The sequence below is a fragment of the Sulfuricaulis sp. genome, from assembly GCF_040901545.1.
In the GTDB taxonomy this organism is placed as follows: Bacteria; Pseudomonadota; Gammaproteobacteria; order Acidiferrobacterales; family Sulfurifustaceae; genus Sulfuricaulis.
Genome location: NZ_JBBDYL010000015.1, coordinates 112 through 24,974, shown reverse-complemented (window position 1 = coordinate 24,974; position 24,863 = coordinate 112). Strand labels below are relative to the sequence as shown.

Below are 24,863 nucleotides of genomic sequence, written 5' to 3'. Positions count from 1 at the left end.
CGAAATTGCCGCGCTCAGCCGCAGCGCACCGCCGCGAGAATCACGGACCGCCCGCCCATCGTCAGGCGAAAGCGCCCGGTCTTATTCCCAATTCTTTCGGCACCGAATAGGCGGCATGGAGGTCGCCTGATATACTTTTGACGCCTTGTCTAATAAGTCGGCCACTCGAAGTCTCCGTACCCAGCGATGCCATTAGATCCCAACCACGTCGATCTACTCCTTCAGTACGTCCTGCTGGTCGCCGGGGAGGAAGACAAGCACATCGACCGGGAACTCGGCCCGATTCACCTTATTAAGTATGTCTATTTGGCCGATCTTGCCTATGCACGGAGCAACGCAGGAAAAACCTTCACCGGCATCGACTGGCAGTTCCAGAGCTTCGGCCCTTGGTCCCAGGCGGTGCACGAACGTATCGAACCGGCGCTACTGGCGATTAACTCCGACAAAAAAACTGTCCCCAGCAACCACGAGGATAAGGACGATGGCATTCGCTGGTCTTTGCGCGACGAACGATTATTACAGGAACGGGAATGGAAACTTCCAACCGATATCACCATGCACTTGAAGCGTTATGTTCACCGGTTTGGCAAGGATACCCCCAGTCTGCTGGATCACGTCTACAGCACCAAGCCGATGCTGTCAGCCGCACCGAATGAACACCTGGACTTTTCCTTGGCCGTAGAAGCGGCGTCGAGTGCCGAGTCTGAACCGCGACCCTTGAGAAGGGACAACCTCTCCGAGAAGAAAAAGAAAAAATTAAATGAACGCATGCGGGCACTAACAGAGCAGCATAAAACCCGGAAACCGAAAGAGCTTCGGCTGGTCCACCCGGTACAGCATCCCCGGTACGACGAAATTTACCAAGCAGGTATCGCCTGGCTGGACGATCTCGCTGGCCAGCCGTTAACACCGGGCAAAAAAGCGGCCGAGTTTTCGGACGAAGTATGGAAATCTGCTACCAGGAAGGGTGGCGATGTTTCCTGACGATTGCGTACAGTCGATCATTGGATCCGCCAATTGGTGGACCAAGAACCCAGAGCGAAAACTTTGTCGGGGGGCGTTGATCTTCGCTTTCATGCCCCACGTGGATCAGGTTCCCTATGCTTTTGAGCCGGTAGGGCGAACGGACGCAAACCGGCATGACAGCGCAACCCTTCGAGTTGCCCCCCTCAGCGCCAATCAGCCACTCAAGAAAAAAGATCTGCCCGTCGCCGCCATGCCGCAGTCAGGCGGTGAGGTTTGGGCAGCCTATCGGGCCAAGATGAGGCCCTGTTTGGTCATTGGTTCCCATAATCCAGCGGTCGACCGAGCGCTGACCGAGGGAACGCCGAAGAATTCCACCGCGCCCACGGTATTGGTTGCGCCCTATTATGGCGTGGACAAAGATAGTCGGCGTGCGGGCTACAGCCCCGAGTTCGTCGAGCGCGTTCGGCATTGTGAATATCCGCAATTCGTTTGGGATCGCCTGCCGATTACCGCCGGGCCGGATGAATCGATCCTGCGCCTGGATCAGCTTCAGCCGATCAGCGCGCAGGACACTTCGTACAAACTATCCGAGTTTAAGCTGAGCGACGGTGCGCTCGAGATCATCGATGAGCTGGTTCATTGGCTGATCTGGGGTGGAGTGGATAGGGATAGTTTAATCGCGTTGTATCGAGCAGAAATCGAAAAAACCTACGGTGCCTAGACGGGCACCGGCGCCAACGGGTCTACCTTTTCAGTGGGACGATCACGTGATTATGTTTACGAGCGGCTTATGGGCGGTGTCGACGCGCTGCGTTCCAATAGCAACTACGCCAACCGGGGTCAGCTGGTGCGCACTTCCATCGAGGCTCACCACGGATATGTTCCCCACGACCTCGCCGATCCATAAAATCCGTGCTTTTGACAGATCGGATAATTGGGCTTATTCTGCTGTATATATATAGATATATACAGGTGTCCCATGAGCAAGGTTTCGCTGCGCAAGGTCGGTTCCAGCTACGTAACGACGATTCCGTCGGAGCTGGTGCAGGAACTCCACCTCAAGTCAGGCAACAAATTCGAGGTAACGAAAGAGAACGGCCGGCTCGTGCTCACGCCCGTGACGCCCGAGCTCGAAGCCGTGATCAAGGCGCACGACAAGGTGCTCCAGAAGTACCGCGCCGCCTTTCAGAAGCTGGCCGACGCCTGATCGATGCCGAAATTCCTGGGTCTGGAAGCGGTCATCGCGATTCACCACGACCAAATCAGCACCTTCGGCGGCGCGCACGGCCTGCGGAATCAGGAATTGCTCGAATCGGCGCTCGGCCAGGCGCGGCAAACATACGCCAATACCAAGAATATCCACGAAACGGCGGCGCAATACTGTTTCTCGCTCGCCAGGAACCATCCGTTCCTGGACGGCAACAAGCGCACGGCGGCGGACTGCATGCTCACTTTTCTGGTGCTGAACCGCATCGAGCCAACGCTCACGGTCGAGCAGCTTTTTGAGTGGACGCTACGTGTGGCGATCGGCAAGCTGGATCGCCCGGGGCTGGCGTCGCTACTGCGGGAACACTCGTACCGCCGCAAACGGTGACGGGCTGCGGCAGTCGCTGGCGCTGGCGAAGGATCAGGCGTCCTCCCGACAACTCCCGCTGCGGGAAAAGAGACGCGGCTTGCCCTCGGATATTCCTCGATATAATATTTCCTTACTTCCTTACTATTTAACGCTTTGCCATGCTGGCCAAAAAGACCGTCAAAAACCAGATCACGCTCCCTAAGAAAATCGCCGAGCTTTTCCCGGGGGTGGAGTATTTTCAGGTACGCACGGAAGACGACCACATCGTGCTGGAGCCGTTGCGCCCCGATCGCGCCACGCGCGCCCGCGAGAAACTGGCGAAACTCGGAATCGCCGAGGATGACGTAATCGATGCCATCGCCTGGGCCCGGAAGCGCAGGCGGTGAGGGTTGTCCTCGACACCAACATCGTTCTTTCGGCCACCTTTTTCGAAAAAGGGCGGGTTGCTTGGCTCCGGGATGCCTGGACGAAGGGGGTTGTCACCCCGCTGGTGGATCGACCCTGCGCGGATGAGTTGTTACGGGTACTGGGCTATCCAAAATTCAAATTGACCCGGGATGAGATTGAGGCCCTGCTCGGCAGTTATCTGCCGCATGCCGAGATTATGTATGGATACTTCGTCGGCAAATCCAGGTCGCCTGCCTCGCTGCCGCGATTCGGCGGATCAAAAATTCCTGACCCTTGCCCAGATCGGCCGCGCGCAAGTATTGGTGACGGGCGATCAGGCGCTGCTTGTGCTCGCCGGCCAGACCCGGTTTGCCATCGAAACGCCCGCCGCATTCCGTGAACGGCTCAAAAAAGGGAGCTAACGAAGCGGCAAAGGCGACCATCGGCACGCCGGAGATCGGGAAGAACCCTACCGGTTTGTATCGCTCGATCAGTTGCTGGCCGATTTCATGCGAGATGTAAAGCGATTCGGAGGTTGAACCATGCGCACGATCACGATTGAAGTCTCAAGCGTCAGAAAATCACTCGGCCGGTTCCGGCGGGCGTGGAAGACACGCGCCGCCCAGGGCGAATTTGTCAGTTTCGATAGCCTCGATACGCTCCTCAAGACCCTTACCAGCAAGCGCTGGGAGGTGCTGCGCACGCTGCAAGGGCGGGAACCGATGTCGATCCGCGCTCTGGCGCGCGGGCTCGGCCGGGACGTCAAGAATGTTCACACTGACATTCAAGCGCTGGTCGAAATCGGGCTGATCGAAAAAGCAGGTCGGCGTATTCGTGTACCGTTCGACGAGATCCGGGCGGAATTCGTCGTGCGCAAAGCGGCTTGATGGCCGCTCACCGAGGATATGCCGCGTAAGTCGGCGAAATAGGTTCATGTACCAAGATCGTCGGCCCCGCGCGCGCGACCACGCGAATCACCACGCGCGATTAGGCATCGAGCAGCTTCGCGTCCGCGGACGCCACGACTCCGCCGCGACGTGAAACCGGTTCTATACTCTGCTTAACGTAACCGGTTATTCCTTCCCCGCGATGTCGATGGAACATCACTACTCACGCGATCCGCAGGTGGAGCGGTCGTTGCGCTATTCCGTGCGCGACGGCGTCGCCTGGTCGGTGATGTTCGGTGCCGGGGAATCGTATCTGCAAGCCTTCGCCGTGTTCCTCAAAGCGACCACCGCCCAGATGACGCTGCTCGCCGCGCTGCCCTCGCTCTTGGGCTCATTGTCGCAACTCGCCTCGGCGTGGGTGGCGGGGCGCGCGATTCAGCGCAAATCGCTGATCTTCGGTGGCGTGCTGCTGCAGACGTTGACGTGGTTGCCGATCATCCTGCTCGCGTTCGTGCCGACCGAGCACCCGGTGCTGCTGCTCATCGTGTGGGTGGCGCTCTATTACATCGGCGGCCAGTTCGCCTCACCGCCGTGGAGCAGCCTGATCAGCGATCTCGTGCCCGAACGCCGTCGCGGCCGGTTCTTCGGCAAGCGCACCCGGCTCATGAGTATCTTTACCTTCGCCAGCCTTTCTTGCGCGGGCATTGCGCTTGAGTTCTTCTCTCAGCGTTCGGTTGCCGCCATAGGCTTCGCGCTGGTGTTCGCGGTGGCGTTGGCGGCGCGGGTCTATTCGCTCAAGCAGCTCATGCGCATGCACGAGCCGTTGCATCGCTTAGCACCGCTCGCGCTGCCGCCGCTTGCCGGCTTGCTCTCCCGCCTGCGCGGTTCGGAGTTCGCGCGCTTCGCGACGTTCGTGGCCTTGATGAATCTCGCGGTCGCGATCGCCTCGCCGTTCTTCACGCTCTACATGCTGCGCGATCTCAAGTTCTCGTATCTCGAGTTCACCGCCGTCGGCGCCTTCTACGTGCTGATCCAGTTCCTCGCGCTCAATCTGTGGGGGCGGCTCTCCGACATCTATGGCAATCTGCGCATCGTGCAAATCACGTGCATCGTCTTTCCGGCGCTGCCGGCACTGTGGGTGCTGTTTCCGACGTTCTGGGCGATTCTCGCGATCCAGATCATCGCCGGATTCGTGTGGGCCGGTTTCAGCCTCGCCGCCGGGAATTTTCTCTATGATGTCGTGCCGCCGCAAAAGCGCGCCGCCTACAGCGCCGTGCACCAGACGCTGTCGAACGGCGCCATCTTCGCCGGCGCCTTGATCGGCGGTTTCCTCGCCACCCACGTGCCGCATCAAATAGCGTGGGGCGGTCACATCATCGTGTTTACCAGCGGCTTATGGGCGGCGCTGTTGCTCTCAAGCCTCGCGCGCGCGGGGGTGGTGTCGGTCTTCCTGCCGCGTCTGCGCGAGACCCGGCTGGTGCGGCCGATCTCGCCCACGGCGCTCGCCATCCGCGTCATCCGCGCCAACATCGTCGCCGAGTGGTTGTTCGAACTGCTTCCCAGCCGCGGCCGCGCGTCGAAGAAAACGCGCTGACTGCTCAAGTTCTGTCTTCCATAGTCCCAATCCAATGGGGACGGGAAGAGATGTTTCGAACAGTGCCGGGGAAAATCAGCTAATCGGGGTTTGAAGGTTGGCTTTCAGAGCCGCCGAAGCTTTTATAATTTATGGGAAATTCTTTCAAAGCGCCTGTTGCCATCCCGTTGTGAAACCGGTTTGCCCGCAGCTCACCTATGGCATACAATGCCATATATGGCGGCGCGCGCGACGTTGCTGTTGCAGGAGAAGCTGGAAATGCCGGACGGCGCGATCGTCGAGATTACCGTCTGGCGCCTGCCCCGCCCGACACCGGACCGGCCGCACGGTCTCAAGTATCGGCTCTATTACGGGCGTGGCGGAAAATGCCTGGTGCGCTATGACAACGAAGCGGGAAAGGGCGATCACCGGCACGTGGGCGGACGAGAGCAACCCTATCGTTTCGTGTCCGTGCGCCGGTTGCGCGAGGAATTTTGGAAGGATGTCATGAGACTCGGAGGTTACGATGCGTCGGAAGAAAAAACTTAGCGTAGGTGTCGGGACAATCAAGGAATCGCTCGACCGCTTTGAATCGGTGTGGAAGCGCGCCGAGCGCGGCGCTCGCGCCACGCCGGAATATCGGCTAACGTTTTCGAGCCTGCCGCAGTTGCTCAAGGAGCTCTCGCCGGCGCGCTGGGCCCTGCTCGAGGCGCTGCGCGCGGAAGGCAAGATGACGATCTATGCGCTCGCCAAGCATCTCGGACGCGACTACAAGAATATTCATACCGACGTTTCCCGGCTAATGGAGCTTGGTCTCATCGAAAAAGCCAAAGACGACCGGGTATTCGTTCCCTGGAACGTGATCGCCGCCGAGCTGAGGCTGGCGGCGTGAGGGGTTAATGCAGGGTGAGGCGGGGTTTTGACGCGCGCCATCCCTGGCGCGCACCCCAGCGGGGCACGCTAACGCGCGTCCAATTTCGCTCCCGGCGAAATTGTCGTGAACATACTTGACGTAGGTTCACGCCGCCGAAGGGGTGCAACAGGTTTTGTTGCGCCCTGAGCCGGAATGTTAGGCGATTTTCGCCGTAACCCGCCGAACAACTATATTTCCTCGCCACGGGTGTTGTGATATTGAACAGGAGCGTGAATTATGAAGAAGCGGCATGTCGGATCGAATTTTGATGAATTTCTTCGCGAGCAAGGACTGCTGGTGCAGGCTGAAACTGTCGCGATCAAGCGGGTACTGGCCTACCAAATCGCCGGGGCGATGAAACAAAAAAAGCTCACCAAAGCCGAACTGGCCAAGCTCATGGGCACCAGCCGTGCCCAGCTTGATCGGTTGCTTGACCCCGAGAACCCATCCGTGACCCTGCAGTCGCTGGGCCGGGCGGCGTTTGTACTGGGTAAGCGTCTGACTGTTGAGATGGATGACAAAAGGAAGCGCAAGGCCGCGTAAAGCATGCCCAGCGCGTGGTAGGATTTCCCCATAAGAACGGGGGATTTCGGGAGGAGTCTTGTTTCCGCAACCAGAAGAATATTTCGGGGGTTGCAACCAGGTTCTTTCCGACAGGGCCGCCGCAGCGCGGCGGTTGTCGCCTTTGCTGATATTTCAAGACCTGGCCCCGAATCTCCGTGGGGCTGAAACCCATGATTCAGTATACCCTTGCAGTTATATAACATAGGAGCTATATTTGTGACGTGGGAAGTGGAGTACACGGATGAATTCGGGGCTTGGTGGGAAGGATTGGACGAGGGTACCCAGATTGCGATCGACGCCGCCGTCCGGTTGCTCGAAACCAAGGGACCGCAACTCCCGTTCCCCTATAGCTCCGATGCGCGGGGCTCGCGGTTCGGTCAGATGCGCGAGCTTCGAATTCAGTACAAGGGCGAACCGTACCGCGTCCTGTATGCCTTCGATCCGCGCCGTACGGCGGTTCTGTTGATCGGCGGCAACAAGGGCGGTAATGATCGCTGGTATGAGGAATTCGTACCGCGGGCGGATAAACTGTACGAGGATCATCTGGCCACGTTAGCGAAAGAGGGTTCGATCCATGGCAAAAAAGTTTAGCGAGCTGAGGGCGCGGTTATCCCCGAAGGCGCGGACGAAGTCCGAGGCCATGACTGCGAGGCTTTTGGAAGAGATGCCGCTGCAAGAGCTGCGGCAGGCCCTCGATCTGACGCAACGGCAAGTCGCCAAGACGCTCAAGATCGAGCAGGCGGCGGTCTCAAAGATGGAGAAGCAGACAGATATGTACCTGAGCACGCTACGCCGCTTTGTCGCCGCGATGGGCGGGAAGCTCGATATCGTCGCGCGCTTTCCGGAAGGCGAGGTGCACATTACGCAATTCGGAAATGTCGATGAGGACACGCCACGCGCACGGGGTTCTCGATAGATAAACGGGAGGATAAACCGGGGTACGTCCTCGATTGCGCCGTGTGGTAGGATTTCCCCGAAAGGACAGGGGATTCCAGGAAGAGCCTTGGTTCTGCAACCGGAAGAATATTTTGGGGATTGCGAACAGGTTCTTGCCAGCAGGTCCACCGCAGTGCGGTGTGCCTGCAAGTTGCAATGCAAGACCTGACCCCGTGTTTTGCAGGATGAGATTGATAGTCGCAAGGAAACCTTGATTACAGACATCGAGGCACGGCTTCAGCAGCGGCTGAATAGGGCGGAGTTGTTTACCATCCGCTGGCGGGTAGCCTGAGGAAACGGTCGCGGGCGAGTTTATCCCGGCCCCTGAATAACCAGTTCTCCTTGTGAAACCGGTGGGCCGGTAAACTTCCGCTTGTAGCCGGTTTAAAATTCCGCTAATTTAACAAGCATGACTAGTGGAAACGGCAGCAAAATAAACCAGCTCCTCAAGAAGTGGCCCTCCGGGACCGTGGCGGTGCCGCGTTGGCTGGAGAAACAAGGGGCATACCAGCAGCTCGTTCATGAATACGAGAAGGCCTCCTGGCTGCGCCGGGTGGGTCAAGGCGCGTACGCAAAATCGGCCGACAAAGTCGAATGGCCCGGCGGACTCTACGCGCTGCAAGAACAATTAATGCTTCCCGTGCATGCCGGCGCCAAAACCGCCCTTCAAATGCAAGGCTACGCCCATTTTCTCCCGCTGGGAAAGGGCGCTACGGTTTCCTTGTTCGGCCTTCCCGACACCAAGCTGCCGGCCTGGTTCACGCAGTACCGCTGGGGGGCGAAGATCCGCTATACCACCACAAGTCTGTTTGCCGGCGACCCGGCCGTGGGGCTGACCAAACAGGAAATGGGGTCCTTCGCGGTCCGGGTTTCGACTCCGGAGCGGGCCATGATGGAAGTGTTGTATTTCGTGCCCAAGGAAGAATCGTATGAGGAAGCAAAGCTCCTGATGGAAGGGCTGACAACCTTGCGTCCTCGGCTCGTACAGACCTTGCTCGAAAACTGCGCGTCGGTGAAGGTCAAGCGCCTCTTCATGGTGTTGGCCGAGGGCGGCGGGCATGCCTGGGTCAAGAAGCTCGATCTATCGAAAGTGGATTTCGGCAAGGGCAAGCGCATGCTGGTCCGGGGCGGGCGCTTCGATTCCAAGTACAACATCTCTGTGCCGGAGGCAGGCGCTGCTCGCAGCCCATCCGAAAGGCGGGCATGAAAAACAGCCCCTACTTCGAACAGGCAGTATTGATGCTCCGGGTCATACCGCATGTGACGGCGGAAAGCTGTTTCGCGCTGAAAGGCGGGACTGCGATCAATCTTTTCGTGCGCGATATGCCACGCCTGTCCGTGGATATCGATCTCACGTATCTGCCGGCGAATGAGCCGCGAGAAACGGCGTTGCAAAGAATGGGCAGTGCGCTCGCTCGCATTGCCGCAGCGGTCAAGAAGGCGATTCCGGGCACGAAGGTTCAAGAGACCCGCGCCCGGGAACCGGATCGAATCGCGAAGCTGGTCGTAGCCACCGGCCGCACGCGGATAAAAATTGAGCCCAATGAGGTCATTCGCGGCGCCGTATTCCCCGCCGAGGAGCGCGAGCTGACGCCACGGGCAGAAGAGTTGTTCGAGCTTGCGGTGACGGCGCGCACGCTGTCAGTCGCCGATCTGTACGGCGGAAAACTCTGTGCGGCGCTGGACCGTCAGCACCCGCGGGACCTCTTCGACGTCAAGGTTTTGTTGGAGAACGAAGGAATTACCGATGAGATACGCAAAGCCTTTATCGTCTATCTCGCCAGTCATGACCGGCCGATGAACGAGTTGATCGATCCGGTGAGAAAAGATATTCGGCGACTCTACGAAAGCGATTTCGCTGGGATGGCTGTGAATGAAATCGAATACGAAGATCTGATCGCGGTCAGAGAAATGTTGATTGCCACCTTGAGGCAGCAGCTCACGGATGCCGAGAAGGCGTTTCTTAAATCCCTGAAAGCAGGGAATCCGAAATGGGAACTCTTGGGACTCGAAGGGATTGAGAAACTGCCGGCTATTCGGTGGAAGCTACTAAATATTCAGAAACTCAGCAAGGACAAACATACTGAAGCGCTCGAAGAGCTCAGGGCGAAGCTGAAAGTGCAGGGTTAAAAGGGAGAGATATATGACAGAACTGACGATCATTTGCCGGAATCGCAAGACCGGGATCAAGCTCACCGAAACGCTGGCAGCGGCACTGCTGCTCTCAAGCTTCGCGCGCGCGGTGGTGGTGCTGATCTTCCTGCCGCACCTGCGCGAAACCCGGCTGGTGCGGCCGATCTCGCCCACGGCGCTCACCATCCGCGTCATCCGCGCCAACATCGTCGCCGAGTGGTTGTTCGAGCTGCTTCCCAGCCGCGGCCGCGCAACGAAGAAACGCTGATAACTAAAGATGTCGACGCTCGCATCGAGCGCTGGTCAATGAGCAGACGATCGACTAATGCTGGATAAATAGCGGATGTCTTTTCTTAACACCTGATTCTGTCGGCTGCAGTCGGTTTTGCGGCGAATTTGTTCAGGAGTGTGGTTCAGAAATTGCGTCTCGCGTTCGAGCCAGAGCCATGCCAAAGGTTCTAGGACTTGTTAAGATCCCCCCAATTAAATGAGGGATCTTAGGGGGAGTCTTGGTACGGTCGAAGAGCAAGGATAGTTTGAAGGGGGAGGTATTGTTGTACCGCGCCGAAGATGGCTTGCCGGCGGTAGACGTTGTGCTCGATCGGGAAACGGTTTGGTTATCCCTGGCTCAGATCGCACGGCTTTTCGGTCGCGATAAATCTGTTATTTCCCGTCATTTGAGCAACATTTTCCGTTCCGGTGAGCTAAGACGGGGTTCAGTTGTTGCAGAAAATGCAACAACTGCCGCGGACGGAAAAACCTATCAGGTCGAGTATTTCAGCCTCGACGCCATCCTGTCAGTTGGTTACCGCGTCAATTCAAAACGCGGTACCCAGTTTCGCATTTGGGCCACGCGCACTCTCAAAGATCATCTCGTCAAAGGCTATACCCTCAATCGCCAGCGGCTTGAACAAAACGCCAAGGAACTGGAAGCGGCACTAACGCTAATCCGCAAGACCGCAAATCGCGAAACGCTTAACGCGGACGAGGGCCGCGGATTGATTGACGTCATTGCACGCTACACGCAGACGTTCCTGCTGTTGCAGCGTTACGACGAAGGCCTGCTTATCGAACCGAAAGGCACGCGGGGCGGCACGCTGCCGTCACTGACCGAGGCACACGCGGCCATCGCCGATCTCAAACAGAATCTAATGGTGCGCCGTGAGGCGAGCGCGCTGTTCGGCCAGGAACGCGAGGCTGGGCTTGAATCCATTCTCGGAAACCTGGAGCAAAGTGTGCTCGGGGAGCCGGCCTATCCGAGCATCGAATCCAAGGCTGCGCACCTTCTATATTTCGTCATCAAGAGCCATCCGTTTTCGGACGGCAACAAGCGCATCGGCTCGTTCCTGTTCGTGGATTTCTTGAACCGCAACGGCCGGCTGTTCCGCAACGGGGAGTCGGTCATCAACGACGTCGGCCTTGCCGCGCTGGCACTGCTAATGGCGGAATCCGATCCAAATGATAAAGACGTGCTCATCCGCCTGGTGATGAACATGTTGGTTGGAACGGTGGGTACATAATTAAGGATAAGCGTACTCGGTGGTTTGTCGTTAAGCTCAAACACCGCGCGGGGGTGGTGTCGGTCTTCCTGCCGCGCCTGCGCGAAACCCGGCTGGTGCGGCCGATCTCGCCCACGGCGCTCGCCATCCGCGTCATGCGCGCCAACATCGTCGCCGAGTGGTTGTTCGAGCTGCTTCCCAGCCGCGGCCGCGCAACGAAGAAACGCCAAGACTGAATTCGACCCGCTCTCTCGGCTTTTCAAGCGCAGACACCGAGAAGTAGGGGCAAAAACTAGGATTCCCTAGAGCCGCCATTTCTAGTCGTGGTGCAAGCTGGGACCCAGGTGTAGGATTCCTGGCCAACTGCGAAAAAAATGGGGAGGGAGAATTGGCCCCGGAACCAGAAAAAGAAGCGAGAGAGCTGATAGATAAGCTGCTTGCTCAAGCTGGCTGGGAAGTCTGCGATGTTGATAAAGCAAACATACATGCCGCTCGCGGCGTGGCTATTCGTGAATTTCAACTGAAACCAGGATTTGGTGAAGCGGATTATTTACTTTATTTAGATGGCAAGGCCGCTGGTGTTATTGAAGCCAAAAAGATTGGTCACACTCTTACCGGCGTCGAAATCCAGTCGGACAAATACACTAATGGTCTCCCGGCCGGTTTACCAACGTGGCATAACCCATTGCCATTTGCCTATGAATCAACTGGTGTCGAAACACGTTTCACCAACAATATTGATCCAAGACCACGTTCTCGCTCAGTTTTCGCCTTTCATAAACCAGTGACCCTCGCTCGCTGGCTCGACGAAAAGAGAACATTCGAAGACGCTTTGCCACCAGTAACGGGGGCCCCTAGCATGCTACTGGCCGCCGATGTCGCTGCTGAACAACGCGGCCGGACTTTCCTTGAACGAATGCAACACATGCCACCGCTCATGGATAAGCTCTGGCCTCCCAAACCCAAAGCTATCGAAAACATCGAGCGTTCCCTGCGAGAGAATCGCCCTCGCGCCCTTGTGCAAATGGCGACCGGTTCCGGCAAGACGCTCCTTGCTATCGTTATGGCCTATCGTCTCCTGAAATTTGCGGGTGCCCGCCGTATCCTGTTTCTCGTCGACCGCGGCAACCTCGGCGACCAGACCCTAAAGGAATTCCAGCAATACGCCTCGCCCTACAACAACTTCAAGTTCACCGAGGAGTACATCGTCCAGCGCCTGACGAGCAACACCCTCGATACCACCGCGCGGGTTTGCATCTGCACCATCCAGCGCCTGTATTCGATGTTGAAGGGCAGGGAACTACCCGAGGACCTGGAAGAGGAATCCGGCGATCAACTCGGCCGGCTCTTCAAGAAACCGGAGCCGATTGAGTACAACCCGAATATCCCCATCGAAACCTTCGACATCATCGTCACCGACGAATGCCACCGCTCCATCTACAACCTCTGGGCGCAGGTGCTGGAGTACTTCGACGCCTACCTCATCGGCCTCACCGCCACGCCCAGCAAGCAGACCTTCGGCTTCTTCCACCAGAACCTGGTGATGGAATACAACCACGAAATGGCCGTGGCCGACGGCGTCAACGTCAACTACGACGTCTACCGCATCCGCACCAAAATCTCCGAGGCCGGCTCCAAGGTGGAGGCCGGCTACTCGGTGCAGATACAGGAGCGCGACACCCGCAAGAAGCGCTGGGAACAGCTCGACGACGACTTCAGCTACGACCCCAACCAGCTCGACCGCGACGTGGTCGCCCCGGACCAGATCCGCACCATCGTCCGCACCTTCCGCGACAAGCTGCCCACGGAAATCTTCCCCGGCCGCACCTGGGTGCCCAAGACCCTTATCTTCGCCAAGGACGACGCCCACGCCGAGAACATCGTCGAGATCGTGCGCGAGGAATTCGGCAAGGGCAACGACTTCGCCCAGAAGATCACCTACCGCACCACCGGCGCGAAACCGAAAGACCTCATCAACGAATTCCGCACCAGCCCCATGCCGCGCATCGCCGTGACGGTGGACATGATCGCCACCGGCACCGACATCAAGGCGGTGGAAGTCGTCATGTTCATGCGCGCCGTCAAATCCCGCGCCTTCTTCGAGCAGATGAAAGGCCGCGGCGTGCGCGTCATGAAGGCCGACGACCTGCAAAGCGTCACGCCCGATGCCAAGGCCAAGGATCACTTCGTCATCATCGATGCGGTGGGTGTTTGCGAGCAGGACAAAACCGACTCCCGCCCCATGGAGCAAAAGCCCACTGTCAGCTTCGAAAAGCTCATGCAAGCCGTCGCCTTCGGCAACACCGAAGACGACGTGCTCACCTCGCTTGCCGGCCGCCTCGCGAGAATGGAACACCGCATCAGCGCCGACGACGATAAAAAGATTCGTGCTGCCAGTGGTGGCCTGGGACTTAAAGACCTAGCCCACCGCATCGTCCAATCCCTCGACCCCGATGTTTTTCTCCCCTCCCCCGCAAGCGGGGGAGGGGCCGTGGGAGAGGGTGCCTTTACTCCCTCTCCCCTCGCAGGAGAGGGCGGGGGTGAGGGGGCCTTTACTCCCTCTCCCCTCGCAGGAGAGGGCGGGGGTGAGGGGGCCGCGCCGCCCGCGCGCGTCCATGCCGTCAAACCCCTGCACGACCCAACCCTACGCCAATTGTTGATCGACCTAAAAGCCAAAACCGAAATCACCATCGACCACGTCAGCGCCGACGAAGTCCTCGAAGCGACCTTCTCCCCCGAAGCCCTCGACCGCGCCAAAGGCCTGGTCCAATCCTTCGAGCAATTCATTAAAGACCACAAAGACGAAATCACCGCCCTGCAAGTGCTCTACAGCAAACCCTATAAACACCGCCTCACCTTCGAGGCCGTGAAAGAACTCGCCGACGCCATCGAAAAGCCGCCGTACTTGTGGAACGAATCGCAACTCTGGAACGCCTACGCCGCGCTGGAAAAATCCAAAGTCAAAGGCGCCAGCGCCAAACGCATCCTCACCGACCTTGTGTCGCTCGTGCGCTTCGCCATCCACCAGGACAACGAACTCATCCCGTTCCCCGAACGCGTCAACGCCAACTTCAAGGCGTGGCTTGCAACCCAACAACAAGGCCGTCACCCCGGCGAAGGCCGGGGTCCAGGAGTTACAGAGCCTTTCACCGCAGAACAAATTCGCTGGCTCGAAATGATCCGCGACCACATCGCCGCGAACCTCAGCATCGAACCAGACGATTTTGAATACTCGCCGTTTGCGCAAGAAGGCGGCCTCGGCAAAGTGCACCAGATATTCGGCGATAAGCTGAATACGATTATTGAAGAATTGAACGAGACGTTGGCGGCATGAAGCTAAACCACAACGATCTTCAGTCCTTCGAAGAACTGCCGCAGAGGTGGACCGTCACCACTCTGGGCGCGATTTTGCCTCTTACATATGGAAAGGCGCTAAAGAAGGAAACCCGCGACGAATCTGGCATGGTGCCAGTGTATGGATCAAGCGGGCAGGTTGGTGTCCATTCTAATGCGCTCACAAAGAAGCCGGCACTTATAGTTGGTCGGAAGGGTTCAGTAGGCGAGGTATATCGCTCGCCGGTTCCGTGTTGGCCGATTGATACCGTCTACTTCGTTGAAGAACGCGACGACTGTGACCTCAAATACTTCGAGCACCTATTAAAGGGTCTAAGACTCTCAAAGCTCGATAAGTCTACGGCAGTACCTGGTCTGAGTCGTGATGACTACAACGCAGTCGAAGTGGCGGTCGCACCCCTTGACCAACAAAAACGTATCGTCGCGGAGATCGAAAAACAATTCTCCCGCCTCGACGAAGCCGTCGCCAACCTCAAGCGCGTCAAGGCCAACCTCAAGCGCTACAAAGCCGCCGTACTCAAAGCCGCCGTCGAAGGCCGCCTCGTCGAAACCGAAGCCGAACTCGCCCGCAAAGAAGGACGGAGCTTGCCTACGCCGCGCCCGGGTGTCTTCTACGCCTACGCGATCCGGTGTGTGGACGACAGCATCTACGTCGGGCACACAGACAATCTCGCGCGCCGCTGGGAAGAGCACTTGGCGGGACAAGCAGCGGACTGGACGAAGCAACACAAGCCAATGCAAATCGTGCACTACGCGGAATATCAGTCCCGCCAAGAAGCAGCAGACCGCGAGAAATGGCTGAAGACCGGATACGGCCGCAAGTGGATCAAGCGTGAGATTGAGGCAGGAAGGGCGCGGCAGGTAGGCTACGAAACCGGCGAGCAACTACTAGAACGCATCCTCGAGACCCGCCGCCTGCTTGCGCGCAACGCGCAGGCAAGCAGCCAGTGGCTTGCCCGCGCCGAACAGGCAGGCGGGAAAGGCAAGGGCAAGTACAGGGAACCCGGCGTGCCCGACACCACCGACCTGCCCGAATTGCCGGAGGGGTGGGTGTGGGCAACGGTTGATCAGTTAGCTGCGCCGAAACCCAACTCAATCACCGACGGCCCGTTCGGCTCGAATCTCAAGACTGAGCACTACCAAGAGTCTGGCCCGCGTGTTATTCGACTTCAGAACATAAAAGACGGAGAGTTCGCGGACGAGTATGCCCATATTTCGCCCGCGCATTTTGAACGGCTACGCAAGCACGAGATTCATGCTGGCGATCTGGTCATTGCCTCCCTTGGCGACAACCCACCTCGTGCTTGCATCATCCCGCCGTTCGTTGGGCCTGCAATCGTCAAAGCTGACTGTATACGGTTCAAATCCCATTCCGCGTTAACTGTCGCTTACCTGAACGCGGCTTTGAACTGCCAGCCTACGCGCCAGAGAGTGAAGAGTGTGCTTCACGGAATTGGAAGGCCCCGCCTTTCTCTCGATGAGATACGTGCAATCGCTTTGCCGATCCCGCCTGAAACTGAACAACACCGCATAGCCGCCGAAGTCGACCGCCGCCTTTCCCTTGACCGTGAAGTCGAGTCTCAGGTTGACGCCAACCTCTTGCGCGCCGAACGTCTCCGCCAGTCCATTCTAAGCAGTGCTTTTTTAGGCCAACTGACATCAGTTCCACACATTGGCCGGACGACCATAGCAATACTCGAAGGGGCAGGGTCATGAGCCAGATTAAAGCGTTTGTTGGTCATAGCTTCCCATCGGATGAAGATGCTGTCGTTCGAGCGTTCCTAAAGTTTCTTGATCAAGTTAAAGCCATGAATATCGGTTTTAGTTGGGATCACGCTGAGGCAGCCGAGCCAAAGGAGTTAGCGGATAAAGTGATGCATCTGATCGAGGACAAGAATTTATTTATCGGCATCTGCACTAACAAGGAACTGGCAGTCGCGCCAAGCAAGCTTGAGAGAGGATTCTTCAATAATAAGATTCTGAAGGGCGATGAGGCGCAATTCTCAGCGAAGACATCCGATTGGATCATTCAGGAAATCGGACTCGCTATTGGTTGTAAGATGGAACTCATTCTCTTAGTAGAAGAAGGCGTGCGTCAGCCTGGAGGATTACAAGGTAATATCGAATACATAACATTTGACCGAAGTGCGCCAGAAAAGTCATTCGTAAAACTCCTTGAAATGATTCAAGCGCTCAGGCCGAAAGCAAGAGTACTTACGGTGGAAGAGACACAGACTACTGCCGCCCCACCATCTGAGACGCAAGAAGCTAAAAAGGTTGGTGATGAATGGCTTAAGCCAAAACCGGAGTGGAAACGGCGAAACTACGAATTTGCATTGATGAGCATGATAGCTGATGAAAATGAGCAAGGCGCAAAATCGATTAGTGATGTGTACATGGCGACACCAGATGGTCAGAAGGCGAAGAATCGGGAAAGCTGGGAAGCGTTTTGTGAATATATGAGACTCACGTTTGGAAAAGGTGGTGACCTTGCAAAATTGCAGAGATTAGTGAAGGCGTATCCTGATAACAGCGGGGTACAAAAATATCTTGCGAAAGCATATCTTGAATATCAAGACTTTGAGAAAGCAGCAGATCACTTCGAAGTAGCTGCAGAAAAATCTGTCGATGCAAAGTCGCAACTAACCAGGTATGGTGAAGCTGCAGTTGCTTATTTCCGGGCAGGTTTACAACAAGAGACTAAGGCTATTTTTGGAAAAATGAGAGATCTTGTCCCCAAGGTTGATGATGGAGAGTCGGTTTTTATTAAATCCTTGCGCAACGTCGCCGAGCACGCGAATGACAAGGACCTTCTGCTTGGCCTAATGGAAAGACTGATACATCTTCATCCTGAGGATACCAACTCTCGGTTTTCGTTGGCCTACAAGTATTCAGAGGTTGGTTATCGCGACGTGTCGTTACTTCATTACCTGAAGATCCCATATCAAGAGCGTGGAGCGGCTACCTGGAATAATCTGGGCGTGGAATTTGATCACTTTGATCTTCATAGCAAATCGGTAAAGGCATATCGCAAGGCGGAAGAGCTTGGCAAAACCCTTGCAATGAGCAATTTGGCGCATAAATTTATAAAGGAAGGCTTCCTTGAGGAAGCAGAAAATATCTGCAATAACGCGGTGAAGATTAAGGATTATCATAAAAATATAGGCTATGCGATTTCCCGAATTAAGGATGTTCCAGAAGAAGAGGAAAAGAAAGAAAACGAAACTGTCGCGAAAGGTGCTCCACTTAGTGAGTTTTATAGAGAATTTGGTCTGGCTGCATCAAAAAACGACGTCCCTAATATCGCGGGGACTTGGGATAGTGAGCGCTGTCCTCTCAAGTTGGAAATCAAGGACGGTAAGTTGGTAGCCGAAGGAAGTTATGAGCGGGAAACGTTGGCAAACATTTTTGCGCTTGGCTTAGGCGGCGGAGGAACAACAACACCTCCTAAAGGCACAAAGTACTCGGTACGATACGAGGGTATTGTTGGCGGCTATACCATAAAAGGTTCCATATCTATAGAGGAAGTTGGAAAGCCTGCCAGGACGAGAAGCTTGTTAGAAATCGCAGGCAACTCGAAGGAAGTCCTAATGATAGTTTCCGATAATTTAAAGGAGATTCGGGTTTGGGAAAAAGGAGCGGCTGATACCGAGCGTTTTTATGCGCTCACGCACAAACTCTAGAGTTGCACGAAATATTAAGAAGACCGCTGATGCAACCGCCCAAGATGGAAATACCAAAAGACGCGAGCAATCAGAAGGTTTTTCGGGATGGCATAAAAGAGCATCGCGGAAGTTATTTCGTAATCTACAAACCTGCAGACGTTAACTCGTCGCTGGCCTTAGTCAGTCTCGTGTTCCCCGAAACCAGCGTTGAAGTAACCGAAGTCAGACGTGCCATGGAACAGGAGCTGAAACACTGGCTGAATCGGTTTTCTGTTCCTGTAATGGTAACCGCCTTCGATGTGACGGACCGCCTTATTCACTTTTCGGAAGGGCCATACGAATCTCATCTCATGGGTTACATTGATCCTCACACTGGCGGATTGGTTCAGAAGTGGGGGCTTTTTGAAGAAGATGAAACGCCATCTGAGCAGAAAGATGTTGGATACCTAGAGCGTGTTTATCAAGGCGTGCCGTTTCGCTTACAAGGGAAAGTGCGAGAAGAAGTGCGACGCGAAGCGCGCGTTAGAGGAAGAGTTATACGGTTTATTGTTTTCTTTTACGTCGGTGGCGCTGTGCTGATCGAGCTTATTGCGTTAGGTGTGAATTGGCTCGGTCACGTATTGGCGGCTGTCAGTATCGCAGTAGGCTCCTACAAGCTAGGAAAGGCGATGGGCTGGTTGAAACCTACTAAGCGAGACAAAGAGAAGGCCGAAAAGGGCCAAAAGATGGGGCATTATTTTTATCACTGTGAGCGAAATCCAGAAGCCTTTAACCGTTTGAAGTGCGAGAATTTCGAGCGCGACGCAATTGAGCAAACACACAAAGAGTCAGAAGCGGTCCGAAAGAGTCAAAGATCAGGCGGCTCAGTAAAATGAATGACCATCCCGACTTCCTCCGTTTTCTAGGAAACGTGTGCAAACCAGATTCTCGAAGCAAAAGTTTCGTGCGTCTGACGGAGAACGGTCCTCGTCCGATAACTATTGAGGACCAGTATCGTTCGGTTGTTCGGCTCATTCTGCACGATGGTGTCCCCGAAGGAATTCGCATTCAATTCGAAACGACCAAGAATCTTTATCTTTATTCCTGGTTCGTATACCGCTTTTATCCAGTCGCCCAACATCACGCATATACCTGTCTTGAATTGGCACTGCGCGAACGTTTCGAAGCGGAAATGCTGTTAGCAGGAGAACAGAAGCGTGAGCACGGACCGGGGCTGAGGCGGCTTCTAACTTACGCGATAGCGAAAGGGTTTTTGAAAAACGAGAACTTTGAAGTCTGGCGCCACCGGACACGGGTCAACGCAAAGATGCGGACGATGTACGAAGAAATCGAAGAAATGAGTCGACTCGGTTTGGACCAGATGGAGCTTGACGAGAGTAAGGTCGAAATCAAGGACGTGGATCGTAATCACGACTATTTGACGATTCTTCTGGAGACGATTCCTTATTTGCGCAACCACTATGCCCATGGCAGCAAGTCATTGCACAATCAGGTGCTGGGGACACTTCAAGTGGTGGTAGAGATTATTAATCAGATATTTCCGAAGAAAGAATTAGAGAACGAAGTGTCCGACATATGACCCCCATAGATATCGTCCAAAAACTCTGGAACTACTGCAACGTTCTGCGTGACGCGGGTCCGGAATTTTGTTGTGGACCGATGTTATCTGTCGGGTGGCAAGGCTTCGATTACCAATATCGCATGACCCGCCAGCATCCGCTCCGCGGTCGCATCCCCACTTCGTGGGGCCCCTGCTCTGCGCGTCGCGTCGCAAGCATTTTCTATTGCGACTACCCCGGATCAAGTCCGGGGCAGGCTGACAACGAGGCCGCTCCTGCGCATCCATGCGCCCGCGGCATTCGAACATCCCTGTTCAGCACAGCTACCTACTTGCTGTTCCTCAAGATGGCCGACGAGCGCACTCGGCAACTGCTCCTGCGTTGCTCTCGGCCGCTGTTCCCGACGCGGCTCTACCTCCTGCATCCATGCAGTCGTACCTCCCGTCATCCATGGTGGTCGCAGGCGCCGTACCTGCTTGCGCGCGGCGCGCAGGCAAGCAACCAGAAGAGCCCGGTGCCGAAAGATTACAGTTGGCCGAGTGCCCTCACACCAGCTATTCCCGCCGGGGCGCACAAGAACCATATGCGCCCGTTCGGCGGGGAAAAGGTCCACAGGACCTTTTCCTGTTTCCGCCTCACCTCCCAGAGGGAGAGGGAGAATTCTTATGACGGCGACAAGCTGTTCGATCACTACCGCCGTTTGCTTGGGGGTAACTTGTGAAGAAAGACGGCCGCTATGATGTCTCGGATTTGCCCGAGGCTCAGTTCGAGCCTGGTTCAAACGAGCAGGTGCTCAGGAACCGGCTCGGCATCAAATCGCCGAACGAAATGGACGACGCCGAGGCCCGCGCGCTGGGAAAAGTGATGACCGGGCTTGTTCGTAAGTATGACGAGAGGCACAACTTCACCGCAGCCGATATCCGCGATATTCACAGGCACTGGCTTGGTGAGATATACGAGTGGGCCGGTGAATATCGGCAGGTCAACGTGAGCAAGGGTGAGTTTCCGTTTGCTGCGGCTGCCCGGGTTCCAGACCTGATGGCGGAATACGAACGGAATGTCTTGGCCCGATATACGCCGTGCAATTTCAAGGATCGGGTGGATGTAACCCGCGCGCTGGCGGAAACACATGTAGAACTGGTGTTGATTCATCCATTCCGCGAAGGAAATGGCCGTGCGGCGCGCATTCTTTCGATCCTGATGGCGCTACAGGCGGGCTTGCCGCCGCTGAATTTCAGCTCGATCGCTGAGGAGAAGAAACAGGAATATTTTTCTGCGGTACAGGCGGGGTTGGATAAGAACTATGCCCCGATGGAACGGCTATTCGCCGAGATTATCGAGCGGAGCCTTGGGTCGTCGTGAACGGCTTTGTTTCTTCACCTTCTTCCAGCATGCGCGCGATCGAGGCGATCGGGGCGCCTGTTTCAATGGCCGTGGAACTGGCGACGCTCATAATCAGCGCTTTCCGGAATTTCTCGGGATCGCGCAGGTATGGGTTGGTCTCGATGAGCGGCTTTTGTTTCATGAGCGAATTATAGCAGACGGAGAGGCAAACCCTGCTGCGCCGATTGCCCCGAGGCTCATGCCAACCGACCTGTCTGCGTGCGGACACGCACAGGCAGGTGGATGGGAGCGCCCCAGGCACGTAGCAGGACTTACTTGCCTCGGTGGTCAATATAACGCAGTGTCGGAATCGATGAAACCAGAAATACCATGAATACCTCTTCTATCGTCCAAAAGCTCTGGAACTACTGCAATGTGCTCCGTGATGACGGGATGTCGTATGGCGACTACGTCGAGCAATTGACGTATTTGCTCTTCCTCAAAATGGCCGATGAGCGTACCAAAAACCCGTATAAGCAGAAGAGCCCGGTGCCGAAAGATTACAGTTGGCCGAGCCTCATCAAGAAAGACGGCGACGAGTTGTTCGATCACTACCGCCACACCCTTGAGGCGCTGGGCAACCAGAAGGGCTTGCTCGGGCTGATCTTCAGCAAGTCGCAGAACAAGTTCCAGGACCCGGCCAAACTGCGGCGGCTGGTGGTCGATCTCATCGACAAGGAAGAATGGGTGTCGATGAGCGCCGACGTGAAGGGCGACGCCTACGAAGGCCTGCTGGAAAAGAACGCGCAGGACACCAAGTCCGGCGCCGGCCAGTACTTCACCCCGCGTCCTCTTATCGAGGGAATAGTTGAGGTTATTTCGCCAAAACCTGGCGAAACCGTTTGTGATCCGGCTTGTGGGACAGGTGGCTTTCTGTTCAAGGCTCACGATTATGTTGTGCAACAAAATCCAAATCTCACAAAAACAGAAAAGCAGTTTCTTAAGGAGAAGACATTTAAGGGTATAGAGTTAGTCCATGGAGTAACACGTTTATGTGCAATGAATATGTTGCTACATGGAATTGGAAGCCAAGACTTTGAGCCAATTGAGCCCAAGGATTCGTTAGCAGCAGATCCAGGCGACCGCTTTGATATTGTGCTGACAAATCCACCGTTCGGAAAAAAAAGCAGCACGACGATTGTGGGAGAGGAAGGCAAAGTCAGCAAAGAGCGCGACATCGTCGAGCGCGGCGACTTCTGGACAACCACTTCGAACAAACAGCTTAATTTCGTCCAGCACGTTAAAACACTGCTCAAGCAAAACGGACGCGCCGCCGTGGTCGTGCCCGACAACGTGCTCTTTGAAGGCGGCGCCGGCGAAACCATCCGCCGTAAGCTCCTGCACGAGTGCGACGTCCACACCCTGCTGCGCTTGCCCACCGGCCTATTCTACGCCCAGGGTGTGAAGGCGAACGTGCTGTTCTTCGACAAGAAACCCGCCAGCGAAACACCGTGGACTAAGAAGCTCTGGATCTACGACCTGCGCACCAACATCCACTTCACGCTCAAGACCGACCCCTTGAAGCGCGAAGACCTCGATGAATTCGTGAAGTGCTACAACCCCGAGAACCGCCACCAGCGCAAAGCCACCTGGTCCGACAAGAAACCCGGCGGCCGCTTCCGCGCTTACACCTACGACGAAATCGCCAGCCGTGACAAAGTCAGTCTCGATATCTTCTGGCTTAGGGATGAAACACTGTCGGACTCCGACAACCTCCCGAATCCGGATGTGTTGGCACAGGAAATAGTCGAAGACCTTGAGGCGGCGTTGGAACAGTTTAGGGAAGTGGCCACTGATCTCGGTGCAGAGAGAGCACTAGATAGCGACGCGGTAACCCGTACGGTTGGTGACGGATGAAATTCTTGATTGCCAATGGTTCGAATACTTAAGCACTTCAACTCTGACATTTGAAATTAAAGCCGGCAAATAGAGAGGACGTGATGCCAGCAGCTTATGCACATATGACATTAGTGAACATTCTAAGAGAGCCCCGTCGACTGGAGGTGATCTCTGGTTTTCCACGTAACGCGATTCCGATCCTCTCCAGATGGCAGAAATTCTGCGAACTAGGATCGGTTAGCCCCGATTATCCTTATCTCGCCTTCGATGACAGCCAAGCGAAGGAGTGGGCTGATCTCATGCATTGGATTCGTGTAGGGGAAATGATCAAGGCGGGTATTTCCTATTTACAGAGAGAATCGGGAGAGAGTCGGGAAAAAGGTCTCGCCTGGCTACTCGGTTACTGCGCGCACGTTACTACCGATGTGACCTTCCATCCTGTAATCGAATTGAAAGTCGGACCTTATATTGGCAATGAGCGGCACCATCGCATTTGCGAGATGAATCAGGACGTATATATCTTCAGGAGACTAAATCTGAAAGTGAGTCTTTCGGAATTTTTAAAATCCGGGATTTATAGATGTGCCGACTCGGCGGATGCGAATAAGTTGGACCCCGACGTTTCGAAGTTATGGCTACATATGCTTGAAAAAGTACACGTCGCCGAATTCGCCGGTAACACACCCAATGTTCATAAATGGCACCGGCGGTTCACAACTATCGTGGATAACATAGCCGAGGAAAGTAATAGGCTAGTCGCCTTTGCTCGCCATGTCGCAACGGGCGTTTTAGGAATGATGTATCCGCTCGAAAACGCGATCGATCTCCAGTACATCGATAATCTGCGTTGCCCAGGAGGTCGAATACATAGCTACGATCAAGTTTTCGATATGGCTTTAGCCAACGTTGGACAGGTGTGGGCATGGGTGGCGAGCGGTGTACTTGCCGGGGATGCAGCGTACGAAACCAAAATTGGCAATTGGAATCTCGACACTGGGCTCGACGAGAATCGTCGGTCGGTCTTTTGGAGCTAACAATGAAAAAATGGATCGTCATTTTTGCTGTTCTTCTAACTGGATGCACAATCAGCTTCGCCACGTCGGAGGAAGAGGTAATGCAACCTCTAGCGGCTGCTTTAACAAAGGTGAGTAACGTAGTAGAGGTAACCCTGAGGTATGAACAGTTGTCGATGGACATAAGTGAACAGGATCTGTTGTTCCTCGCAACCAAGCATGACCGTGGTCTGTTGGTCCCCTTCGAGAACTACAGCTTAAGAGTTTCGACGGCCGACAAACATGCAGTAGTATTGGTTTGCACGAAAGATGCTTCTAGGGGTCTTTTGGAAGATGCAGGTTGTAGCGCGGCCATGGATCGTCATTTGTGGCAACTTCAGCCTAGCAATCGTTGCCAATTTACTTTGGACGTAAAGCTTGTATGCGCGCATCAATGAACATGCACCAATCGTATTCCGGGCACATGCGAACTCTAGGGATGTAACTAAGCGGTGCCACCTGCACAAGTGCGGGGTCAGGTCTTGCATTAGCACATTCCTCTCCAGCAACAAAAAATCTGCGCAAGTGCGGGGTCAGGTCTTGCATTAGCACATTCCTCTCCAGCAACAAAAAATCT

At 55.5% G+C, this 24,863-nt stretch carries 30 protein-coding genes and 2 pseudogenes; 31 read left to right on the top strand and 1 reads right to left on the bottom strand.

Annotated features, from left to right (window positions below; all coding sequences use genetic code 11):
• Window positions 1-186 precede the first annotated feature (186 nt).
• The 28 genes and pseudogenes from WD823_RS03060 to WD823_RS02925 all read left to right on the top strand — a co-directional run bounded on the left by WD823_RS03060 (window position 187) and on the right by WD823_RS02925 (window position 21,374).
• Window positions 187-984, top strand: coding sequence for a hypothetical protein (locus WD823_RS03060; protein ID WP_368428015.1), 798 nt, complete (start codon window positions 187-189; stop codon window positions 982-984).
• A gap of 91 nt (window positions 985-1,075) precedes the next feature.
• Complete coding sequence (locus tag WD823_RS03055) at window positions 1,076-1,687, top strand: hypothetical protein (protein ID WP_368428031.1); 612 nt, start codon at window positions 1,076-1,078, stop codon at window positions 1,685-1,687.
• A 33-nt stretch (window positions 1,688-1,720) separates the two neighbouring features.
• The gene (locus WD823_RS03050; RefSeq protein ID WP_368428014.1) at window positions 1,721-1,873 is read left to right on the top strand and encodes a hypothetical protein; all 153 of its coding nucleotides are present in this window, start codon (window positions 1,721-1,723) and stop codon (window positions 1,871-1,873) included.
• A gap of 72 nt (window positions 1,874-1,945) precedes the next feature.
• Window positions 1,946-2,173: an AbrB/MazE/SpoVT family DNA-binding domain-containing protein gene (locus WD823_RS03045; protein ID WP_368428013.1), complete on the top strand. Its 228-nt coding sequence runs from the start codon at window positions 1,946-1,948 to the stop codon at window positions 2,171-2,173.
• 3 nt (window positions 2,174-2,176) lie between these two features.
• Window positions 2,177-2,560 carry a type II toxin-antitoxin system death-on-curing family toxin gene (locus WD823_RS03040; protein WP_368428012.1) on the top strand — a complete coding sequence of 128 codons (384 nt, stop codon included), beginning with the start codon at window positions 2,177-2,179 and terminating at the stop codon, window positions 2,558-2,560.
• Window positions 2,561-2,700: 140 nt separating this feature from the next.
• Entirely contained in the window at window positions 2,701-2,928 is a 228-nt protein-coding gene (locus tag WD823_RS03035) for an AbrB/MazE/SpoVT family DNA-binding domain-containing protein (RefSeq protein WP_368428011.1), read from the top strand.
• Window positions 2,925-3,056, top strand: a pseudogene (locus WD823_RS03030) (PIN domain nuclease); the annotation flags it as partial. The gene WD823_RS03035 and the pseudogene WD823_RS03030, both read left to right, overlap by 4 nt.
• Before the next feature lie 94 nt (window positions 3,057-3,150).
• On the top strand, window positions 3,151-3,351 hold the full coding sequence (locus WD823_RS03025) for a putative toxin-antitoxin system toxin component, PIN family (protein ID WP_368428032.1): 201 nt from the start codon (window positions 3,151-3,153) through the stop codon (window positions 3,349-3,351).
• Between the two features lie 6 nt (window positions 3,352-3,357).
• Window positions 3,358-3,468 (top strand): annotated as a pseudogene (locus WD823_RS03020) (hypothetical protein); the annotation flags it as partial.
• A 3-nt stretch (window positions 3,469-3,471) separates the two neighbouring features.
• Window positions 3,472-3,816 (top strand): helix-turn-helix domain-containing protein, encoded by a 345-nt coding sequence (locus WD823_RS03015; protein ID WP_368428010.1) that lies wholly within the window; start codon window positions 3,472-3,474, stop codon window positions 3,814-3,816.
• A gap of 208 nt (window positions 3,817-4,024) precedes the next feature.
• A complete protein-coding gene (locus tag WD823_RS03010) occupies window positions 4,025-5,410 on the top strand; it encodes an MFS transporter (protein WP_368428009.1) in 1,386 nt (461 codons plus the stop codon).
• Between the two features lie 207 nt (window positions 5,411-5,617).
• A complete protein-coding gene (locus WD823_RS03005) occupies window positions 5,618-5,938 on the top strand; it encodes a DUF6516 family protein (protein ID WP_368428008.1) in 321 nt (106 codons plus the stop codon).
• The gene (locus WD823_RS03000) at window positions 5,916-6,281 is read left to right on the top strand and encodes a MarR family transcriptional regulator (protein WP_368428007.1); all 366 of its coding nucleotides are present in this window, start codon (window positions 5,916-5,918) and stop codon (window positions 6,279-6,281) included. Before WD823_RS03005 ends, WD823_RS03000 begins: the two co-directional genes overlap by 23 nt.
• A gap of 258 nt (window positions 6,282-6,539) precedes the next feature.
• On the top strand, window positions 6,540-6,845 hold the full coding sequence (locus WD823_RS02995) for a helix-turn-helix domain-containing protein (protein WP_368428006.1): 306 nt from the start codon (window positions 6,540-6,542) through the stop codon (window positions 6,843-6,845).
• 237 nt (window positions 6,846-7,082) lie between these two features.
• On the top strand, window positions 7,083-7,457 hold the full coding sequence (locus WD823_RS02990) for a type II toxin-antitoxin system RelE/ParE family toxin (protein ID WP_368428005.1): 375 nt from the start codon (window positions 7,083-7,085) through the stop codon (window positions 7,455-7,457).
• Complete coding sequence (locus WD823_RS02985) at window positions 7,441-7,782, top strand: XRE family transcriptional regulator (protein ID WP_368428004.1); 342 nt, start codon at window positions 7,441-7,443, stop codon at window positions 7,780-7,782. Before WD823_RS02990 ends, WD823_RS02985 begins: the two co-directional genes overlap by 17 nt.
• A 429-nt stretch (window positions 7,783-8,211) precedes the next feature.
• The gene (locus WD823_RS02980) at window positions 8,212-9,009 is read left to right on the top strand and encodes a type IV toxin-antitoxin system AbiEi family antitoxin domain-containing protein (RefSeq protein WP_368428003.1); all 798 of its coding nucleotides are present in this window, start codon (window positions 8,212-8,214) and stop codon (window positions 9,007-9,009) included.
• Window positions 9,006-9,932 (top strand): nucleotidyl transferase AbiEii/AbiGii toxin family protein, encoded by a 927-nt coding sequence (locus tag WD823_RS02975; protein WP_368428002.1) that lies wholly within the window; start codon window positions 9,006-9,008, stop codon window positions 9,930-9,932. Before WD823_RS02980 ends, WD823_RS02975 begins: the two co-directional genes overlap by 4 nt.
• Window positions 9,933-9,945: 13 nt before the next feature.
• Window positions 9,946-10,203, top strand: a complete 258-nt coding sequence (locus WD823_RS02970; protein ID WP_368428001.1) for a hypothetical protein — start codon at window positions 9,946-9,948, stop codon at window positions 10,201-10,203.
• 286 nt (window positions 10,204-10,489) lie between these two features.
• Window positions 10,490-11,455 carry a RhuM family protein gene (rhuM, locus tag WD823_RS02965; RefSeq protein ID WP_368428000.1) on the top strand — a complete coding sequence of 322 codons (966 nt, stop codon included), beginning with the start codon at window positions 10,490-10,492 and terminating at the stop codon, window positions 11,453-11,455.
• 56 nt (window positions 11,456-11,511) lie between these two features.
• Window positions 11,512-11,670, top strand: coding sequence for a hypothetical protein (locus tag WD823_RS02960; protein ID WP_368427999.1), 159 nt, complete (start codon window positions 11,512-11,514; stop codon window positions 11,668-11,670).
• Between the two features lie 152 nt (window positions 11,671-11,822).
• Window positions 11,823-14,768, top strand: coding sequence for a type I restriction-modification enzyme R subunit C-terminal domain-containing protein (locus WD823_RS02955; protein WP_368427998.1), 2,946 nt, complete (start codon window positions 11,823-11,825; stop codon window positions 14,766-14,768).
• Window positions 14,765-16,504, top strand: coding sequence for a restriction endonuclease subunit S (locus WD823_RS02950; RefSeq protein ID WP_368427997.1), 1,740 nt, complete (start codon window positions 14,765-14,767; stop codon window positions 16,502-16,504). The genes WD823_RS02955 and WD823_RS02950 overlap by 4 nt, the downstream gene beginning before the upstream one ends.
• Entirely contained in the window at window positions 16,501-18,471 is a 1,971-nt protein-coding gene (locus WD823_RS02945) for a tetratricopeptide repeat protein (RefSeq protein ID WP_368427996.1), read from the top strand. The genes WD823_RS02950 and WD823_RS02945 overlap by 4 nt, the downstream gene beginning before the upstream one ends.
• A gap of 29 nt (window positions 18,472-18,500) precedes the next feature.
• Window positions 18,501-19,328 carry a hypothetical protein gene (locus tag WD823_RS02940; protein WP_368427995.1) on the top strand — a complete coding sequence of 276 codons (828 nt, stop codon included), beginning with the start codon at window positions 18,501-18,503 and terminating at the stop codon, window positions 19,326-19,328.
• On the top strand, window positions 19,325-20,032 hold the full coding sequence (locus WD823_RS02935) for a hypothetical protein (RefSeq protein ID WP_368427994.1): 708 nt from the start codon (window positions 19,325-19,327) through the stop codon (window positions 20,030-20,032). Before WD823_RS02940 ends, WD823_RS02935 begins: the two co-directional genes overlap by 4 nt.
• Window positions 20,029-20,733, top strand: coding sequence for a hypothetical protein (locus tag WD823_RS02930; protein WP_368427993.1), 705 nt, complete (start codon window positions 20,029-20,031; stop codon window positions 20,731-20,733). The genes WD823_RS02935 and WD823_RS02930 overlap by 4 nt, the downstream gene beginning before the upstream one ends.
• Window positions 20,730-21,374, top strand: a complete 645-nt coding sequence (locus WD823_RS02925; protein WP_368427992.1) for a Fic/DOC family protein — start codon at window positions 20,730-20,732, stop codon at window positions 21,372-21,374. The genes WD823_RS02930 and WD823_RS02925 overlap by 4 nt, the downstream gene beginning before the upstream one ends.
• Here WD823_RS02925 and WD823_RS02920 read toward each other — a convergent pair.
• Window positions 21,346-21,537, bottom strand: coding sequence for a hypothetical protein (locus WD823_RS02920; protein ID WP_368427991.1), 192 nt, complete (start codon window positions 21,535-21,537; stop codon window positions 21,346-21,348). The genes WD823_RS02925 and WD823_RS02920 overlap by 29 nt on opposite strands.
• 188 nt (window positions 21,538-21,725) lie before the next feature.
• Between WD823_RS02920 and WD823_RS02915 the strand changes: the two genes are divergently transcribed.
• The 3 genes from WD823_RS02915 to WD823_RS02905 all read left to right on the top strand — a co-directional run bounded on the left by WD823_RS02915 (window position 21,726) and on the right by WD823_RS02905 (window position 24,684).
• Window positions 21,726-23,252: an N-6 DNA methylase gene (locus tag WD823_RS02915; RefSeq protein ID WP_368427990.1), complete on the top strand. Its 1,527-nt coding sequence runs from the start codon at window positions 21,726-21,728 to the stop codon at window positions 23,250-23,252.
• Between the two features lie 83 nt (window positions 23,253-23,335).
• Complete coding sequence (locus WD823_RS02910; RefSeq protein WP_368427989.1) at window positions 23,336-24,268, top strand: zinc dependent phospholipase C family protein; 933 nt, start codon at window positions 23,336-23,338, stop codon at window positions 24,266-24,268.
• A 2-nt stretch (window positions 24,269-24,270) separates the two neighbouring features.
• A complete protein-coding gene (locus tag WD823_RS02905; RefSeq protein ID WP_368427988.1) occupies window positions 24,271-24,684 on the top strand; it encodes a hypothetical protein in 414 nt (137 codons plus the stop codon).
• Window positions 24,685-24,863 lie beyond the last annotated feature (179 nt).